Raw genomic sequence first — 16,772 nt, forward strand, 5'->3', positions numbered from 1 at the left:
GGACGGTGGTCGCCAGAACTATTCATTGGCCAGTTGGGTGGTGCGTTTTACCGACGCCAGTACGCTGCGCTGTAGCCCCGCGGCGAAATCGCTGTTGTTAAGCTCATACAGGCCGTGCATGCCCACGCCCGCCGGCGAGTTATTGATATCGAGCAATTGGCGCGGGTGCAGCTGGCTGCGCTTTAGCATCTCCACCGCCCCCACCAGGTTTTCCAGCACCACGGCCGTGGCCTGGGCGCGGGGCAGGCCGGCCAGCACGCCGGCATCGGTGAGCGATTCAATAAAGTAATAAATATAGTTGGGGCCGGCGACGGCGAAGCCGGTAAATATATCCAGCAAACGCTCTTCCAGGTACAGCACTTTGCCGAAGCTTTCGACAAAATCCTGAATGTCGTCGTTTTTCACGCGATCGCCAAGCGCCACGCCGCTAAATCCATAACCGGTATCGGTGAGGGTGTTGGGAATAATGCGCGCCAGCGGATGCCGGCTTTCCAGTAAGGTATCCAAATGCGCCAGCGTGACGCCGGCTACGATGGAAACCACGATGGCATCGGCCGGCGCCCGTTCGATAATACTTTTGGCCACGCCGGACAGGTTATCCTGGGGCCGGACCGCGATCACCACCAGCTCGGCGTCGGCGAGGGATGTGGACGCCGCTACGCCATATTTTTCAGTTAGCCGGCGAATGCGCGCCGGGTCGGTATCTTCGATGGAGATCCGCCCGGCCGCAAGCCTGCCGTTATTGACGCCCGCGCGGATGATGGCCTCCGCCATTTGCCCCGCGCCGATAAAATGTATTCGTTGCATAAATCCCCCTTGAAAGTATGTGTATATCATTACAACTTTCAACGGGTTCGGGTCAAATGCTGGTTTGGCATATCGTTTGCCACGCATGGACGGACATGACCGCGGATGGCATAAAGAAGGCGGGCCCGGGGCTTAGCGCATCGCCAGATAGGCGTTTTTTACTTTCCACAGGTAGCGGGGCGCCTGCGGCTGCGGATGCTTTTCCTGGATGTGCTGGGAGAATTGTTCCGGCGTCAGCTGGTTAATCTTGGCGATCGCATAACCCCGATCGCTGGAGAACGACCGCAGCATGGAGCCCGCGCCGTTAACGTAGGCCACGGCGATGGCATAGCGCAGGGTTTCCGGGTTTTTTATGCCCGACAGCTGCCGCTGCAATATGCTGATGTAGGCCGTGCCCAGATCGATATTGATGGCGGGGTCTTTTAAATCACGGGCGCTTGGCTGACCGTAGCGGCCTTTTAAACGGTAGGCATCGCGACCGGCGGTGGAAGCTTTAAGCTGCATCAGGCCAATGGCATTGGATTTGCTCACTACGCTGGGATTATACCCGGATTCGACCTGGATAATGGCTTTGACCAGCGTTTCATCAACGCCGTAAATGCTTGCAGAATCATGTATATAATCGCCATAAATCCCTTTTGGCGCTTCAACCAGCAATTTTTGCGGCTGTGGAGCGGTGACCAGTGCGACTGGCCGCTCAGGGGGTTGTTTTGCACAACCAGCCAACAATAAACCAGCTATCAGGTATAGGGAATTTAATTTCACGTTATGCCTTAGGCGACGAAAGCGACCTTATGCATATACAGGTTTTTCGCAGGGGTGAACATATTTTTTTTCCGGATTTGTGGATTATCCGACATTTCCTATAGCGCGGCGACAGCGTATCCATGGGTAAAGTCTTACCTCCAATGCCCTTGAAATCTGTAGACATAAAAAGATTTTGCATATTGAGAAGTCTTTAACCATCATAATTCCAAGCCCTCGTTTTTCTAATAGCTGGAACGACCTTGCAAAACATCAGAACCACCCTATCTCACGCCATCGAGCGTACGCCGTGGTACTCCAAACGGCGTTCCTACCGGGTATTGTTCTGGCGTGAAATAACCCCGCTTGCCGTGCCTATTTTTTTCGAAAATATGTGCGTACTGTTGATGGGCGTCTTAAGCACCTTTCTGGTTAGTTGGTTAGGTAAAGAAGCCATGGCCGGCGTGGGGCTGGCCGATAGCTTTAATATGGTGGTTATCGCTTTTTTTGCCGCGGTGGATCTCGGCACCACCGTGGTGGTGGCGTTCAGCCTGGGCAAGCTGGACCCGAAACGGGCCCGCGCCGCGGCCCGTCAATCGCTGACGCTGATGACGGCGGCGGCCATCTTGCTGGCGCTGGGTATCGAGTTTTACGGACAAGGCATTATCGATTTGATTGCCGGCAATGCCGAGCCCGAGGTCAAGATGCTGGCGCTCAGCTATCTGCGGGTGACCGTCTGGAGCTATCCTGCCGCCGCGATTGCGCTGATCGGCTGCGGCGCCCTGCGCGGGGCGGGCAATACCAAAATCCCCATGCTGATCAACGGCGGGATGAACATCCTGAATATTGTGATCACCACCGTATTGATTTACGGTTGCTTCTCCTGGCATGGCCTGGGTTTTATCGGCGCCGGCCTGGGGCTGACGATCTCGCGTTATATTGGCGCCGCCGCGGTGATTTATGTGTTGATGATTGGTTTTAATCCGGCGCTGAAAATATCCCTGAAAAGTTATTTCTCGCGGATGAACACCAGTATTTTGATGGAAGTGCTGGGCATCGGCATCCCCGCCAGTATTGAATCGGTACTGTTCAACGGCGGGAAACTGCTCACGCAAGTCTTCGTCGCCGGCATGGGCACCAATGTCATCGCCGGCAATTTTATCGCTTTTTCGATTGTTTCCCTGATCAATTTGCCGGGCAACGCGCTGGGTTCGGCGTCCACCATTATTGTCGGCACCCGGCTGGGCAAGCGGCAAATCGGCCAGGCGGAACGCCAGCTCAAACATATCTTCTGGTTATCCACCCTGGGACTATGCCTGCTGGCCTGGTTATCGGTGCCGTTCGCCGGTCTGTTGGCCGCATTCTATACCCGCGAAGAAGATGTGATCCATGTGGTGAAAATCCTGGTCTGGCTTAACGCCGCCTTTATGCCGTTTTGGGCGGCCTCCTGGGTGCTGCCCGCCGGCCTTAAGGGCGCCCGCGACGCGCGTTTCACCATGTGGATATCGCTGCTGGGCATGTGGGGATGCCGCATCGTGGCCGGATATATCCTGGGCATCGTCCTGGGTTTCGGCGTGGTGGGTATCTGGCTGGGCATGTTCCTCGACTGGGCCGTGCGCGGCGCGTTTTTCTACTGGCGCCTGGCCAGCGGGCGCTGGCTGTGGAAATACGCGCCCGAGCGCAGTAGCCCATCCTGAATAGCGAAAATAGGGCGCCACGCAAAAAAAAACGCCATCCGGGAACGTATACTGGAGCGAATGCTTAATTATCCGCGCCCTGTTTGTCCATTATTCGCTATTCGCTAAAAGGAACGCAAATGAAGCTCGTGACCTTCGAATATCATGCCGCAAGAAAGCTGGGCGTGGTGAATCCGGACCATAAGATTGTTGATATTACGGCGATCGTCGGGTCCAGCGATATGAATGTGCTGATTGCCGGGTATTCCCGCTATGAGCAGGATATAAAACGCATCAGTCAGGAACCCCGGGCGGCCGCTCTTGCTATTAATGATGTGAGGCTGCTGGCCCCCATTCCCGAAACCCGGCGCAATATCTTTTGCGTAGGCAAAAATTATTATGCCCATGCGCAGGAGTTCGGCAATAGCGGCTATGACTCCAGCGCCGCCGCCGGCAATGTGCCCAAATTTCCGATTATTTTCACCAAACCGGCCACGGCGATTTGCGGTCCGGGGGACGGTATCGACAGTGGTCTTGACCCGTTTGATACCATCGATTATGAAGCCGAGCTGGCCGTGGTGCTCGGCGCCAAGGGGCGGGTAACCGATGCCGACGACCCGATGTCGTTTGTGTTCGGGTATACGCTGGTCAATGATGTCACCTCCCGGCATTTACAGAAAATCCATAGCCAATGGGTGCTGGGGAAGGGCCTTGATGGTTTTTGCCCCATGGGGCCGGTATTGGTGACCGCCGATGAATTCGGCGCGCCGGGACTGCGGACCATCACCTGCGAGGTCAACGGCGAACTGCGGCAAAAAGCCAGCCTGGCGGATTTGATTTTTGATATCCCGACGTTAATTAAAACCATCGGCGCGGGCATCACGCTGCTGCCCGGCGACCTCATCGCCACCGGCACCCCGGCCGGGGTGGGGCTAGGCTTTAATCCGCCGCGCTATCTGCAAAAAGGTGACGTGGTTAAAGTTGCGATGGCCGGGATCGGCGATTTGGTGAATAGCGTGTATTAATGCCCACCGGCCACGTTTCAGGCGCCCCGCCTGCGCTACCATGGTCAGACCGGCGTTAACAGCCTGCGGGTTTAGCGGATGTCGCCGGCGTTAGACATTACGGCGCCAGGGCCGTTTAACCTGCGTGGAGTACCGATGCGTCAGAGGACGCCGGATCGGGCAGGCGGCCATATTGTCTTGGCGAGCAGCCCATCACCCGCTTGAAGGCGGTGCTGAAGGCGCTGTCGGACTCGTAGCCGAGCGATAAGGAAATAACGGCAATGGAATCGCTGGAATTCGCCAGCATGTCGCCGGCCAGCAGCATGCGCCAGCGCGTCAGGTATTCCATGGGCGACAGCCCGACCGTCTCTTTGAATTTCAAGGCGAAAGACGATCGCGACATGCCGGCGCGCTCCGCCAGCGCCTGCAATGTCCAGCGATGCGCCGGATCGCTATGCATCGCGCTGATGGCCATGCCCATCTGCTTATCCGCCAGGGCGAAGAGCCAGCCGACCCCGCCTTTCAATCCTTCCGCCATATAGACCCGCAGCGCTTGCACCAGCATCATATGGGCCAGATGCTGCGCGACCAGGACGCCCCCCGGCTGCTGCTCGCGCAACTCTTGCATCATCCGCTCCACGGACCAGCGCAGCGCCGCCTGGTCCGATTGTTTGCTGATATGCACAATGGGCGGCAGCATCCCCAGCAGGATGACGGCGTGCTTGCCGGTAAGGACGAAGCGGCTCCCCACCAGAAATAATTCTCCGCCGCCGTTGTATGTCACGATACCGCCTTCGCGCGCGGCGTAAAAAACCGTGGCGGCGTCCACCGGCGGCAACGCCAAATCGCTGGCCAGCCGAAAAGGCCGTCCGCTCGGCAGCAGGAAGCTGTCGCCGGCCTTAAGGCGCACCGGGTCGGGCACATCCTGCACGGACAGCCAGCATTGGCCGGACACTATCGCGTAGCATTTGATGCAATTATGCTGATCGGAGAACTGGATTGACCATTCCCCCGCCGCATCAAATCCAGCTGATATATAACTGCGCGGTTTGAGCAGCGAAAGTACATCTGAGAGCGGGTCCATCATGACTCCGGACGATTACCAAGGTAATACGGACTTTACAGCATAGATCGTATTACCTCAATGACCTATAGTGCCCACAACTGGCCTGCAAATGCGGTCTGTAAACCCAGTATAGGAGAAAGCGCGATGCGTGTATTTGTCACCGGTGCTACAGGTTTTATTGGTTCGGCTATTGTCCAGGAACTCATTAACAACGGCCATCAGGTGCTTGGGCTGGCGCGCAGCGCCGCCGCCGCCGATGAACTGGCGCGATTAGGCGTAGAGCCGCACAGGGGCGATCTGACGGATGCGGCTAGTCTCGCCGCGGGCGCCCGGGCCTGCGAAGGCGTGATTCACACCGCCTTTATCCATGATTTTTCGCAATTCGAGGCTAACTGCGAGATTGACAGACGCGCCATCGAGGCTTTCGGCTCCGCGCTCGCTGGCTCCGATCGCCCTTTGATCATCACTTCCGGTACCGGGCTTCTCTCGCTCGACCGCCTGGCGACCGAGGATGACGCGGCGGATTTCAATTCCCCCACCATCCCTCGCGTAGCGTCGGAAGCGGCGGCCGCAGCGTTGGCAGAGCGCGGCGTCAATGTGTCGGTGGTACGCCTGCCGCCATCGGTACATGGTGACGGCGATCATGGTTTTGTTCCGCTGCTTATCGGCATTGCCCGCGAGAAGGGCGCTGCGGCATATGTGGGCGAGGGACGCAATCTGTGGCCAGCGGTGCACCGGCTCGATGCGGCCCATCTCTTCAGGCTGGTGCTGGAGAAGGGAACCGCGGGGGTTCGTTATCACGGCGTCGCGGAACAGGGCGTACCGTTCAGGGACATCGCCGGCGTGATTGGCCGGCGTCTGAATGTGCCGGTGGTCAGCCGGAACCCCGCGGAAGCGGCGGCTCATTTTGGCTGGTTCGCGCATTTTGCCGGGCTGGATAACCCGGCATCGAGTCAACTGACCCGCGAACGGCTGGGATGGCAACCGCAGCAGCCGGGCCTGCTCGACGATCTTGATCGGGACAGTTATTTCGCCCGTTAAGTCCCTGGTCATCGAACGCGATATTGGGAAAGGGTAAATCCCGACCATAAAAAACCAGCGGTCAAGCTGGTTTTTTATGGTCGGGCGCCGGATTTGGCGGCGGCTAACCTTTAACTTTCTTTTTGTATGAATGAAATTATTTGGTCATACTGTTTCCCATCAATAAAGTTAGTGATGGGGATAAATATAATATTTTTACCGTCATGCAGCTTTTTAGCGCGATCGATTAATTGAACATGGGTTATCACCAGATCCGTGCCTGCGGGTATTTCCTCGATTTTTGAGTTGGCCACGTTCAGATCGATCATGGCTTTTTTCAACTTGGTTTTTAATACCGAGGCTCCCATGGCGCTCGATCCCATACCCGCGTCGCATGCAACAATAATATTACGGATTACCCTGCCGCTAAAACCGTCACTATTAATTTGCGCGGTTTGATTTAGCGCGGGCGCGCTATCAGCCGTGCGCAGCTCCGCATCTTCTTCGTCCGGCTGCGGGGTGCGGTCGACTTTCAGCAAAACGGCGGCGATCGCAAAAGACACCGCCATCCCGGCAAAGAAACCTACCAGATTGCCAAACAGCGCGCCTTTTGGCGTTAGAAGCAGCATGGCGATAAAACTGCCCGGCGAAGGGGTGGCGACCGTACCGCCGCCCAACAGCATAAAGCAGGTCAGCGAGGTGGTAATGCCGCCCATGGTAGCAAAAACCAGCACCGGCTTCATAAGTACAAACGGGAAATAAACTTCGCCGATCCCGCCTATGCCGGCAATTAATGCCGCCGTCGGCGCCGTCTTTTTGGCCATGCCTTTGCCGAAAAATGAAATGGCCAATAATGTACCTACGGAAGGCCCGCAGTTGGCATCCACCAGGAACAGAATGGATTTGCCGGTGGCAGCCACCTGCTCTAACCCTAGCGGCGCCATAATCCCATGATTTATCGCATTATTTAAAAACAATACCTGTGCCGGCGCAACAAAAATAGAAATCAGCGGCAGCAAGTCTTTGGATATTGTCCAGTTAACCCCGGCGGATAATAAATGAATCAAGGTGGAAATAATCGGCCCAATAACGATATATCCAGCCAGGGTTAAAATCAGCCCAATAATTCCCATACTGAAATTACTGATCAGCATTTCAAATCCCGGGCGGAATTTGCCATCTAAAAAACGGTCGGACTTTTTCATAATCCATGCTGAAAAGGGGCCCATGATCATGGCGCCGCTCAACATGGTCACTTCTGAACCGATGATTAATCCCATAGTTGCTAGCGCGCCAATTGCTCCGCCGCGCTGGCCATGTACAATATATCCGCCGGTAAAACCAACCAATAATGGCAACAGGTAGGTTAGTATAGGACTAACCAGCGCACCCAAGTGTTCATTGGGTATCCACCCAGTTGGTATAAATAGTGCCGTGATCAACCCCCAGGCAACAAATACCCCCAGATTGGGCATCACCATGCCACTTAAAAAATTACCAAATCGCTGTACTTTTACGAGAGCATTTTTTTTATTATTTTGTTTCACGCTAGCTTGATTAGTCATCTTAATATTCCCGCAGATAGGGTAGCAAAGGGAAAATAATCGAGAGTATTAAGTTTTACCTCGACTTTCCTCCGGAGATATTTATGGTCGTACCGCTGATATAGCTGGCGTGGTCAGAGGCCAAATAGGATACCAAATCTGCAATTTCATGATGTTCCCCGGCCCGCCCTAATGGGATTGAGCCAGTATAATCAGTATCAATCGAGTTGGGATCGAGTCCCCGCGTATAAGCCAGCGCTTGGTAGTTTTCATCATTATTCATATTAGTTCTTTTGTTAATCCCGGGGGCTATCCCGACTACTCGGATACCGAACTTGCCAAACTCCTTGGCCCAGGCGCGGGTAAAGCTATTTAAGGCCCCTTTGGTGGCGGAATAGATGCTTTGTCCTGCCGAACCCTCGGTGCCGGCTTCTGAGGATATGTTTATGATAATCCCCTGTTTACGGTCAATCATATGCCGGGCAACGGCCTGAGTGCATAAAAAGGGACCTTTTTGATTAACGCTGACAATGAAATCGAAATCCGCCTCCGTCGCTTCATATTCCTGTTTATCTTTATAAAAATCGACCATGAGCCTTGGCCGATTGACCCCTGCATTGTTAACCAGGACATCAATTTTCCCAAACTCTTCCAATACGCTTTTTACCATCAGGTCAACGCTGGTTTTATTGGTAATATCACATTTGATAAATGTGTCGGAATATTTTTGCGATGCCTCGCTTTCATTCAAGTCGCTAATAATGACAATACTATTGTTATTATGCAGGTTCTCTGCAATTTTTGCGCCTATGCCCGAGGCGCCGCCGGTTACAATGATTACCTTGCGATTCAGGTCCAGCCAGCTTTCATTTTTCATATTGATATCCTATTCAAGATTGGCATGAAACTGCCATAAACTATGCATATCTATTTTCTTTTCTTCAATCATTAACAGTGCGATAGTATCACCGAGTAGAAGTAGCGCTTGCTCAAAAAGGCTGGTCATGGGTTGTATTGATGAAATCTCCCCGGGCAAGTGTAATTTAGTTTGCACCGGTATTCTGACAAAGAGATCCGAATACATTTTCATTGAGCTATCGGGATTCGCCCCTATATGGGCAACCGTGGCATTCAGGCTTTTGGCCTTTTTGGCAATACCGAGCGGGAACATGCTTTCCCCGCTGCCCGAACCGACAATCAACAAATCATTGGGCGTAATGGCGGGCTCTGTTATTTGACCGACTACATAGGTTTTTACGCCAAGATGCGCCAACCTTTTGGCCACCGCTTCCAATGACAGCAGCACGCGGCCTACCCCGACAAAAAATACTTTATCGGCGTTTTCAATAAGATGGACCAGTTCTAATACGCTATCACCGGAGATACTGCCCAGCGTTTTATCAAGTTCTTGAACTATACTTTTTTCAGTTTGCAAATAGTTCATCAACGACGCCTCTTTTAAAGATAAATTAATGAAATGACAAGCCTTTATTGATCGCTTCGTCCAAATTGGCTTTATTATCTGCGAGAGAATGACCAGGTATATAGAGGCTGGTGCTGCCCAGTACCAGGTTATCGGCGCCCGCCTGGATTAACCGTGGAATGGAATCCAATGAAACCCGGCCATCGACCTGGATACTCGCTTTAATTTTTAAATCGGCAATAATGCGCGCCAGGTCCTTTACTTTATCGTCAGCGTACGCAACCTGCTGTTCGCTTTTATCGCCGGCGAATCCTGGATTGATAAGCATAAGCAGGACATTATCCAACTGGGGCAGCAGGTATTCCAAACAGGAAAGCGGCGTGGCCGGGTTTAATGCGATGCCTGCCTTGGCGCCTTTTCGTTTAATTAAATTAACCAGCCTGTCAGCATGCAACGTCGTTTCATAATGAAAAGAGATCTGCTGAACGCCGATATCCAAAATCTGCTCGACAAACCACTCATTATTGGTGGACATAATATGCACATCAAAAGCGAGATCGGTTTTATCTCTTAGTCTTCTGACGGTATCGATACCTAAGGGCATGCTAGGGCTAAACACCCCGTCAATAATATCAATATGCAGCGCATCCACCTCAATATTCTCTAATTCTTTTACCGAGCTCTCCAAGTTCAGTAAATCGGCACACATAATTGATGGAGAAGTAATAATTTTTCTTTCCATTTCGTATCCTCCTGAATAAAAACAACGACATAATGCAATTTAAAATTGTTTAAATCGGCCAACCGCAACTTCCCGAAAATTTATTGCAGGCGCTCACCGGTTATGGGCGTTATGCGTCATTACCGCGCGTTTGTCCCGAACCATTACATCCAGCATGCCCTGCTATTTAAAACCCCAGCAATTCCAGAATTTCATTTTTGTTTTTCGCATAGCGAAGCTTCTCAATATTTTCTTCCTCCATGCATGCCAAGGCAATTTGGTTTAAAATATCAAGGTGAGCGCCATCCTTGCCGGCGATGCCAATGACCAGGTAAGCAATATTATCTTCGCCAAAACTGACGCCTTCAGGTACCTGTATAACCGCAATGCCTGAACTCTTGATCTCGCTTTCCGAACCATTGACGCCGTGGGGGATAGCAAGATTGTTCCCCATAAAAGTTGAGGTGACGCGTTCGCGTTCCAGCATTAGGTCAACGTACTTTTCGGTGACATAACCCGATGCCGACAAGATATTGCCGGCCTTGCGGATAGCCTCATGCTTATTGGCGAATGAAGCCCCTAGCAAAATACCGTCTTCATTGAGAATATTGCTCATTTTAGCCACCTTGACCGTTTATTCGTCGAAAACACACTTTAGTTCACCCTCAGTATCCCTCACCCGCGAGCCACCGCCCTTTGGATACGTATCTGAATCGATAAGGCGCGCCGCAATGGTTTATATCCAAACCAAAACCATTTTATTACGCACTTTATCGCAACTAAAATCCAAATTATCACAACAACAATCGCAATATCATGATTAAAACGCAGTCGGTCAATGAGCTTTGTGCGAAAATTAGACGTCAATCACAATTTTTCCCGCCACATCTATGACCCCGCTGCGGTATGCGCTAAAGTAGCGGTGAGAAATACCGGCGGTGTATAATGAATAAAAAAGGATTTTATCAGCGCTAGATTCATGTTATTTGTTTGAAATAACTGTTATTTTTATTTTATGCAATTTTTGTAAAGGGGCCACGATGTCTAGTTCGTTCACCATTGAGAGACGAAACAAGCTAGCGCAGATACTTATCGCGGAAGGAAGCGTGAAGGTTGGGAAACTTGCGGAAATGTTTGGGGTTTCCACGGAGACGATACGCAAGGATCTGATTTACCTGGACGAGAAGGGCATCGCCACTAAAGGCCATGGCGGCGCCATCGCGTCGGGCAACATATTGGCGATTGAGCAGCCCCTGGCCCGCAAGAATACCGAACACCTTGATATAAAGGATAAAATTTCCCATGTAGCGGTGCAATTGGTGCCTGAGAAAGGGGTGGTAATTCTCGATACCGGCAGCACCGTGCAATGCGTGGCCAAAGCGCTGGTGGTCAAAAGCCGGTTGACCATTATTTCAAACGCGATAAATATCGTTCAGCCGCTCAGCGGCACCGACAACGATATTTTTCTCGTGGGCGGCAAATTTCGTTCGAGCAGCCTGGCGACGGTGGGCATGTGGGGGGTAAACGCGTTTCAATCGCTTAATGCGGATATTGTTTTCCTGGGAACGGATGGGCTTAAACACCGTAATGGGCCCTGTACCGCATCGTATGAAGAAGCGGAAATCAAATCCGCCATGGTTAAAAGCTCCCGGTTAAGAGTGGTCGTCAGCGACAGCACCAAATTTAATAGCTCTGGTTTATTTCAGTTTTGCGACTGGTCCGATATTGATTATTTTATTACCGACTCGGGTATTCCTGAGATGGAACTTAAAAAATTAGAAAATTTAACGGACGTCATCATTATTGATTGAGGCCTTTAGGCTTCGTCATTACCTCGTCATGTATTGTCCATCGCCCGGCGGCCAGTCGCCGGTATTAAGCGTGGCGGGGGAGAACTCAGGCCGCCGCCCGCGCCAGGGCAACGCGGCGCGAAACCGCCATACGCGGGTGATATCCAGGCTCCAGAAACGCTCCGCCCCCTGCGGCCCCTGGATCTCCCGCGGCTGCCAGTGGATTTGCGTATGGCCCTGCACATGCAGGAGATCGCCGTTATCGAAGTCGATAAACAATAGCGCCGCTCGGGGTTCCGCCAGCAAATTTCCCAAGGTATTCATATAGCGGTTGCCGCGAAAATCAGGCACCCACAGCCGGTTGCCCGCCAGATGCGCAAAACCCGGCTTGCCGCCGCGGTGCGAGACATCCGCGCCGCCGTGGGCATGGCTGGCGATAAAAAAGGTGTCGGAGCGGGCGATCAGCTCGCGGGCATCCTGGTCCGGCGCGGCCAGATCTTCCCGTCCAGCCGGCGAGCCGCCGGCCGTCGCCGCCGCCAGTTCGCGGATCTGGATATACTGCGGGCAGTTGCCAAAACTTTGATCGACTTCGATCTCGACGCGGTTTTTATCCATGCGGCCGATCCTGCCGTTGGCGCGGTTACGCCGCCGGTTGGAAAAATCGATCCCTAACACGCCGATCTGTTTTCCCGGCAGTAGGGCGGCCTGGGCCGGATCGTCGGCGCGGCGCGGCGCGTGTACCCGTAAATGCCGGTCGTCCGGCGAACTGACAAACCCCGGCGGTCCGCTCAACAGCGTGGCGACCGGCCAGCCGGCGTCGTCCAGCGTTGAGATAAACAGATATGGCAGCGCGGCGAAAAACAGCCGGTGCTGCTCGGGCATGGCGTCACGAATGCCGCTGGCGCTGACCTTGAACCCGGCTAATTGCTGAGCGCGGATTTCATCGGGATGAAAGACGTTTTGCATTGCGGATTACCAGATGTCTTCGGGCGGCGGCAGGGCGGGCATCGCTGCGAAACCCGGCAAGCGTTCAATGCGCGCCAGCCAGCGCCGGATTGCCGGATAGGGGGCGAGCGACACGCCGCCTTCGGGCGCCGTCGCCACATAGCTATAGCAGGCCAGATCGGCAATCGTGGCGCGTCCGGTCGCCAGAAACTCATGCTCCAGCAAATGCTGTTCCATCTGCGGCAGGAATTTGCCCGCAATGGCCAACGCGGCCCCGTACGCTTCCGGTGCGGAAAATTGTTTTACCATCCGCGCCGAAGCGGGGCCATACCGCACTTCGCCCGCGGCGTGCGACAGCCACTTTTGCACCTCGGCGGCGTTCAGGGCGTCTTCCGGCAGCCAGTGGCTGCCGGGGGCGTAACGTTTCACCAGATACACCATTATGGCGTTGCTGTCGGTCAGCGCCTGCCCGTCGTCGATCAGCACCGGCACCTGCGCCAGCGGGTTGAGTTGCTTGAATTCCCCGGTCTGGCGCACGGCGGCGGGCGCGTCTTTGAAATCGAAAGGCAAATCAAGCATGGTCAGTAATAGCCGCACGCGGTGCGTGTGGCCGGAAAGCGGGGTGCCGAAAAGTTGCATGCCGGACATGATATCTCTCCTGAATAGGTCTGACGTAAAGATTACTCTTGCATTAAATGATCGGTATCCACGAAGATTGGAATTAAGCGTTTCACCTAGTGGAAGAATATATGGACCGTTTAGACGAAATGGCGATTTTTGTCGCCGTACTTCAGTATGGCAGCCTGGCGGAGGCGGCCCGCAAACTCCACCGTTCGCCGCCGGCGATCACCCGCGCCATTGCCTCGCTGGAGCACCGTTTTGGCGCGCGGCTGGTGGAACGCACCACCCGCAGTTTAGCGCCGACAGAAGCGGGGGCCCGCCTGGCCGAACGGGCGCGTGCGCTGCTGAGCCAGTATCAGGAAGCGGTAGGCGACGCCGCTGAAACGCAGCTCGGCGGGCTGCTGCGCATCACGGCGCCCGTACAGTTTGGCCGCAAACACGTCGCGCCGCTGGTAATGGAATTTCTGGCCCGGCACCCCGACATGCAGGTGGAAATGATACTCAATGACCGCAATCTGGATTTGATTGACGAAGGGCTGGATTTGGCGGTGCGCATCGGGCACCAGGAGGATTCCGGCAAAGTGGCGCGCAGGGTGGCGCAGGTCACCCGCGTGCTGGTGGCCAGCCCGGCATATCTCGCCCAGTGCGGGAGCCCGCGGAATCCGGCCGACCTGGCGCAGCATCAGACCATTATGGGACTGCAACGTACCCAAATCAGCGAATGGCGCTTCGGGCCGCGGGAGGATAGCCTGCGGGTGCGGCTTAAGCCCCGTTTGCTGTCCAATGACGTCGAGTCGCAATTGCTGGCGGTGCGCAGCGGGCAGGGGATTGCCCGCTTACTGTCCTACCAGGTTATGGACGATCTTTCGGCGGGCGGCATGGTGCGCCTATTGCCGGAATTCGAGCCGCTGCCGCTACCCGTTCAGCTGCTGGCGCAGCAGGTGCAGCGAATGCCCCGTAAAGTGCGCACGTTCTGGGATTTCATCTATCAGCGCCTTAGCCGGTTACCCCAGCTTCATCCTTTATGACCCATCGCCGCTCCGTAGGCTAGCCGAATGCCCGCCGGCGCGGTTAACCGCCCGGCCAATAACCGGACGGTAAAAAATCTTTCCTCGGCGAACCGGTTTTCTCTTGGGTGATTTACTCTTATGATAGGTTTTGCCTTGCTTAAGGACGCCTCATGATCTGGCTAATACTGGCGACATTGGTTGTCGTTTTTCTTATCGGTTTTCGCATAGTGAATTCGGATTCTCGCCGCGCGTCGCAGGCGCTGACCAAACGGCTCAATATCGAGCCGGTATATGTGGAATCCATGATTAGCCAAATGGGGAAAACCGCTGGCGGCGAATTCGTCAGCTATCTGTTGCATAACAGCGAATCACATTTCGGCAACGCGGCGGGCGTGCTGCTGATCTATCAAACCTGTATTGTCGATGAATCCGAAGAGAGCCTGGTATTCTGGCATTCGGTGTTGCAAAAAGCCCATTTACCCACCGAACTCACCCACAAGCATGTCCGTTTGGCGCTGTCGTTTTTGCGTGAGCTGGAGCCGGAAGCCGATGATCTCACCGCTTATCGGCAACGCTATAACGCGCGTTTTACCGATATCTCCGGCCAGGGCGGCGCCGCCAACGGCAATGTATATTATCTGGACGGATTTGGTTTGTAAGCCAGCCGTGGTCCGCCCGCGGCGGCATCGCGATCTACAACCAGGCCATCGCCGCATTCCGCGCCAGCGGGCTAATGCCTACGCCCATCATTGAGTAGGGATGCAGTTTTTATATTTTAGCCATGGCGATGGTGATTGTTGTAAGTGATTTTGTTAAGCGTTTAGATTTCTTTTCAGGTTTACTAATGAAGTCGTTATATCGTTCTACTTCACCCGTGGCCCGGCCCGAAAAAAGGGTGTTTAAATCCTGTAATTCAGCCAGGCGCAGTATTAGATCGGCATAGCGATAATTACCAGGGGATCGCGCCCTGCTCGTTTTGGAAGGCGCCCGCAACATCGGGTTGTTCAAGCAGGGCCAGCCGCACCGCAAAAGCCGCCGCCTCAGCGGGCATTCTATCGCCCCGGTTTCCGCTGAGTCCGGTGTTTACCAGGCCCGGGCAGGCGGATACTGCGGTAATCTTGGTATCGCGCAGCTCGGCATTGAGCTGGATGGTCAGCATATTCAACGCGGCCTTTGACGCGTTGTAGCCGATAAGCTTTACGTCGTAGAACGGCCAGTCCGGATCGTTATTGAGCGCCAGCGAGCCCAAGCTGCTGGATATATTGACGATACGTCCGGTTTCGGCCTTGCGCAGCAGCGCAAGCATTGATTGCGTTACGGCCAGCGCGCCGATGAAATTTGTTTCGAGTTCACGCCGCACGGCATCCAGGGAGGCAACGCTGGGTACGCCGTCGGTGTAGTCGGCAATGCCGGCATTGTTCACCAGAATATCGAGACGTCCATACTCGGCATCAATCTTGGCGGCGGCGGCCGCGATAATCTCCGCGTCGCAGGCGTCGAGTTGAATGAATGACGCCTTGAGACCCTGGGATACCAGATCGCTGACCGCGGATTCGCCACGGCCTTTGTCGCGGGCGCCCAGCAGTACGGTGACGCCGGTTTGGGCGAGCTGTCGGGCGATTTCGTAGCCAATTCCTTTGTTGGCGCCCGTCACGAGCGCAATGCGATCATTGATACTTGCCATGTTAAGTTCCTTGAAAATTCCAAACATTTCGATAACATCTAGTATACGAAGGATTCTTCAGGTTTTGAATTCGCATATGATTTCTGCACAGAAACTCGCGCTGAATGCCCGGAAAACGCCGCGGCAGGCACGGTCGGCGACCACCGTGGAGGCAATTTTCGAAGCGGCGATTCAGGTTTTGCTCGCCGAGGGTCCGGCCCGCTTGACCACTACCCGCGTGGCCGAAAGAGCGGGGGTGTCCGTCGGCTCGCTCTACCAGTATTTTCCCAATAAGCAGGCGTTGTTTTATGCGCTGAACGAGAGATACCTGAATATGCTGGCGGAGCGGGTGGAAGCGGCCTGCCGCGCCCATCACGGAAAACCCTATGCGCAGATGACCGACGCGCTGGTGAGCACCTATATCCAAGTCAAGATCGAGCGTCGCGATGTGACGAGCGCGCTCTATCGTGCCGCGGCCGAGGTCAATGTAGCCGAGATTGTCGAAGCCATGTCGCGGCGCGTCGAAGCGGCGAGCGAGGCCATGTTCGCCAGCGCCTCGGACGCTAAATTCAACGATCTCGCCGCGGTGAACCTGACGCTGTCGAACGTCCTTTGCGGAACCCTGTGCAACGTATTCACCAGGAATATGCCGGAAATCATTGTTGACGGCAGCCTCCAATCACAACTGACGTTGATGTTCTGCGCGTATCTGAAAGCGGCGAAAAGAGTATCTTAAGG

The 16,772-nt window shown here is 54.4% G+C and carries 18 protein-coding genes; 7 read left to right on the plus strand and 11 right to left on the minus strand.

Annotation, left to right across the window (positions count from 1 at the left end; translation table 11 throughout):
• Positions 1 to 18: 18 nt before the first annotated feature.
• A complete protein-coding gene (locus tag ACL2XP_RS02630) occupies positions 19 to 807 on the minus strand; it encodes a pyrroline-5-carboxylate reductase family protein (protein WP_413737028.1) in 789 nt (262 codons plus the stop codon).
• 132 nt (positions 808 to 939) lie between these two features.
• A complete protein-coding gene (locus tag ACL2XP_RS02635; RefSeq protein ID WP_413737029.1) occupies positions 940 to 1,572 on the minus strand; it encodes a transglycosylase SLT domain-containing protein in 633 nt (210 codons plus the stop codon).
• A 251-nt stretch (positions 1,573 to 1,823) separates the two neighbouring features.
• Here ACL2XP_RS02635 and ACL2XP_RS02640 point away from each other — a divergent pair, with 251 nt between their 5' ends.
• Both ACL2XP_RS02640 and ACL2XP_RS02645 read left to right on the plus strand, forming a co-directional pair.
• Positions 1,824 to 3,248 (plus strand): EmmdR/YeeO family multidrug/toxin efflux MATE transporter, encoded by a 1,425-nt coding sequence (locus ACL2XP_RS02640; RefSeq protein ID WP_413739062.1) that lies wholly within the window; start codon positions 1,824 to 1,826, stop codon positions 3,246 to 3,248.
• A 119-nt stretch (positions 3,249 to 3,367) separates the two neighbouring features.
• Complete coding sequence (locus ACL2XP_RS02645; protein WP_413737030.1) at positions 3,368 to 4,252, plus strand: fumarylacetoacetate hydrolase family protein; 885 nt, start codon at positions 3,368 to 3,370, stop codon at positions 4,250 to 4,252.
• Positions 4,253 to 4,367: 115 nt separating this feature from the next.
• Here ACL2XP_RS02645 and ACL2XP_RS02650 read toward each other — a convergent pair whose 3' ends face one another.
• Positions 4,368 to 5,315, minus strand: coding sequence for an AraC family transcriptional regulator (locus tag ACL2XP_RS02650; RefSeq protein WP_413739063.1), 948 nt, complete (start codon positions 5,313 to 5,315; stop codon positions 4,368 to 4,370).
• 126 nt (positions 5,316 to 5,441) lie between these two features.
• Here ACL2XP_RS02650 and ACL2XP_RS02655 point away from each other — a divergent pair, with 126 nt between their 5' ends.
• Positions 5,442 to 6,338, plus strand: coding sequence for an SDR family oxidoreductase (locus tag ACL2XP_RS02655; RefSeq protein WP_413737031.1), 897 nt, complete (start codon positions 5,442 to 5,444; stop codon positions 6,336 to 6,338).
• A gap of 110 nt (positions 6,339 to 6,448) precedes the next feature.
• On the opposite strand, the gene ACL2XP_RS02660 is transcribed toward ACL2XP_RS02655, so the two are convergent.
• From ACL2XP_RS02660 to ACL2XP_RS02680, 5 genes are all read right to left on the minus strand, one after another.
• On the minus strand, positions 6,449 to 7,882 hold the full coding sequence (locus ACL2XP_RS02660) for a PTS transporter subunit EIIC (protein WP_413737032.1): 1,434 nt from the start codon (positions 7,880 to 7,882) through the stop codon (positions 6,449 to 6,451).
• Positions 7,883 to 7,937: 55 nt separating this feature from the next.
• Positions 7,938 to 8,738 (minus strand): sorbitol-6-phosphate dehydrogenase subunit, encoded by an 801-nt coding sequence (locus ACL2XP_RS02665; protein ID WP_413737033.1) that lies wholly within the window; start codon positions 8,736 to 8,738, stop codon positions 7,938 to 7,940.
• A 9-nt stretch (positions 8,739 to 8,747) separates the two neighbouring features.
• Positions 8,748 to 9,305, minus strand: coding sequence for a 6-phospho-3-hexuloisomerase (gene hxlB / locus ACL2XP_RS02670; protein ID WP_413737034.1), 558 nt, complete (start codon positions 9,303 to 9,305; stop codon positions 8,748 to 8,750).
• 25 nt (positions 9,306 to 9,330) lie between these two features.
• The gene (locus tag ACL2XP_RS02675) at positions 9,331 to 10,026 is read right to left on the minus strand and encodes a ribulose-phosphate 3-epimerase (RefSeq protein WP_413737035.1); all 696 of its coding nucleotides are present in this window, start codon (positions 10,024 to 10,026) and stop codon (positions 9,331 to 9,333) included.
• Between the two features lie 166 nt (positions 10,027 to 10,192).
• The gene (locus ACL2XP_RS02680; RefSeq protein ID WP_413737036.1) at positions 10,193 to 10,621 is read right to left on the minus strand and encodes a PTS sugar transporter subunit IIA; all 429 of its coding nucleotides are present in this window, start codon (positions 10,619 to 10,621) and stop codon (positions 10,193 to 10,195) included.
• A 370-nt stretch (positions 10,622 to 10,991) separates the two neighbouring features.
• Here ACL2XP_RS02680 and ACL2XP_RS02685 point away from each other — a divergent pair, with 370 nt between their 5' ends.
• Entirely contained in the window at positions 10,992 to 11,816 is an 825-nt protein-coding gene (locus tag ACL2XP_RS02685; protein WP_413737037.1) for a DeoR/GlpR family DNA-binding transcription regulator, read from the plus strand.
• Positions 11,817 to 11,834: 18 nt separating this feature from the next.
• Here ACL2XP_RS02685 and ACL2XP_RS02690 read toward each other — a convergent pair whose 3' ends face one another.
• Positions 11,835 to 12,761, minus strand: a complete 927-nt coding sequence (locus ACL2XP_RS02690) for a pyridoxamine 5'-phosphate oxidase family protein (protein ID WP_413737038.1) — start codon at positions 12,759 to 12,761, stop codon at positions 11,835 to 11,837.
• Positions 12,762 to 12,767: 6 nt separating this feature from the next.
• Positions 12,768 to 13,388 (minus strand): glutathione S-transferase, encoded by a 621-nt coding sequence (locus ACL2XP_RS02695; RefSeq protein WP_413737039.1) that lies wholly within the window; start codon positions 13,386 to 13,388, stop codon positions 12,768 to 12,770.
• A 101-nt stretch (positions 13,389 to 13,489) separates the two neighbouring features.
• Between ACL2XP_RS02695 and ACL2XP_RS02700 the strand changes: the two genes are divergently transcribed.
• Together ACL2XP_RS02700 and ACL2XP_RS02705 are read left to right on the plus strand one after the other, a co-directional pair.
• The gene (locus tag ACL2XP_RS02700; RefSeq protein WP_413737040.1) at positions 13,490 to 14,389 is read left to right on the plus strand and encodes a LysR family transcriptional regulator; all 900 of its coding nucleotides are present in this window, start codon (positions 13,490 to 13,492) and stop codon (positions 14,387 to 14,389) included.
• Positions 14,390 to 14,541: 152 nt separating this feature from the next.
• A complete protein-coding gene (locus ACL2XP_RS02705; protein ID WP_413737041.1) occupies positions 14,542 to 15,030 on the plus strand; it encodes a DUF1198 family protein in 489 nt (162 codons plus the stop codon).
• 290 nt (positions 15,031 to 15,320) lie between these two features.
• Here ACL2XP_RS02705 and ACL2XP_RS02710 read toward each other — a convergent pair whose 3' ends face one another.
• Complete coding sequence (locus ACL2XP_RS02710; protein WP_413737042.1) at positions 15,321 to 16,055, minus strand: SDR family NAD(P)-dependent oxidoreductase; 735 nt, start codon at positions 16,053 to 16,055, stop codon at positions 15,321 to 15,323.
• A 145-nt stretch (positions 16,056 to 16,200) separates the two neighbouring features.
• Here ACL2XP_RS02710 and ACL2XP_RS02715 point away from each other — a divergent pair, with 145 nt between their 5' ends.
• On the plus strand, positions 16,201 to 16,770 hold the full coding sequence (locus tag ACL2XP_RS02715; protein ID WP_413737043.1) for a TetR/AcrR family transcriptional regulator: 570 nt from the start codon (positions 16,201 to 16,203) through the stop codon (positions 16,768 to 16,770).
• Positions 16,771 to 16,772 lie beyond the last annotated feature (2 nt).

The sequence above is a fragment of the Sodalis sp. RH21 genome (genome assembly GCF_047324175.1).
Lineage (GTDB): Bacteria > Pseudomonadota > Gammaproteobacteria > Enterobacterales > Enterobacteriaceae > Acerihabitans.

What these genes read in the sequence shown, in the direction of transcription:
- ACL2XP_RS02630 (WP_413737028.1), bottom strand. Translation starts at nt 807, where the DNA reads ATGCAACGAATACATTTTATCGGCGCGGGGCAAATGGCGGAGGCCATC.
- ACL2XP_RS02645 (WP_413737030.1), top strand. Translation starts at nt 3,368, where the DNA reads ATGAAGCTCGTGACCTTCGAATATCATGCCGCAAGAAAGCTGGGCGTG.
- ACL2XP_RS02650 (WP_413739063.1), bottom strand. Translation starts at nt 5,315, where the DNA reads ATGGACCCGCTCTCAGATGTACTTTCGCTGCTCAAACCGCGCAGTTAT.
- ACL2XP_RS02655 (WP_413737031.1), top strand. Translation starts at nt 5,442, where the DNA reads ATGCGTGTATTTGTCACCGGTGCTACAGGTTTTATTGGTTCGGCTATT.
- ACL2XP_RS02660 (WP_413737032.1), bottom strand. Translation starts at nt 7,882, where the DNA reads ATGACTAATCAAGCTAGCGTGAAACAAAATAATAAAAAAAATGCTCTC.
- ACL2XP_RS02665 (WP_413737033.1), bottom strand. Translation starts at nt 8,738, where the DNA reads ATGAAAAATGAAAGCTGGCTGGACCTGAATCGCAAGGTAATCATTGTA.
- hxlB (WP_413737034.1), bottom strand. Translation starts at nt 9,305, where the DNA reads ATGAACTATTTGCAAACTGAAAAAAGTATAGTTCAAGAACTTGATAAA.
- ACL2XP_RS02675 (WP_413737035.1), bottom strand. Translation starts at nt 10,026, where the DNA reads ATGGAAAGAAAAATTATTACTTCTCCATCAATTATGTGTGCCGATTTA.
- ACL2XP_RS02680 (WP_413737036.1), bottom strand. Translation starts at nt 10,621, where the DNA reads ATGAGCAATATTCTCAATGAAGACGGTATTTTGCTAGGGGCTTCATTC.
- ACL2XP_RS02690 (WP_413737038.1), bottom strand. Translation starts at nt 12,761, where the DNA reads ATGCAAAACGTCTTTCATCCCGATGAAATCCGCGCTCAGCAATTAGCC.
- ACL2XP_RS02695 (WP_413737039.1), bottom strand. Translation starts at nt 13,388, where the DNA reads ATGTCCGGCATGCAACTTTTCGGCACCCCGCTTTCCGGCCACACGCAC.
- ACL2XP_RS02700 (WP_413737040.1), top strand. Translation starts at nt 13,490, where the DNA reads ATGGACCGTTTAGACGAAATGGCGATTTTTGTCGCCGTACTTCAGTAT.
- ACL2XP_RS02705 (WP_413737041.1), top strand. Translation starts at nt 14,542, where the DNA reads ATGATCTGGCTAATACTGGCGACATTGGTTGTCGTTTTTCTTATCGGT.
- ACL2XP_RS02710 (WP_413737042.1), bottom strand. Translation starts at nt 16,055, where the DNA reads ATGGCAAGTATCAATGATCGCATTGCGCTCGTGACGGGCGCCAACAAA.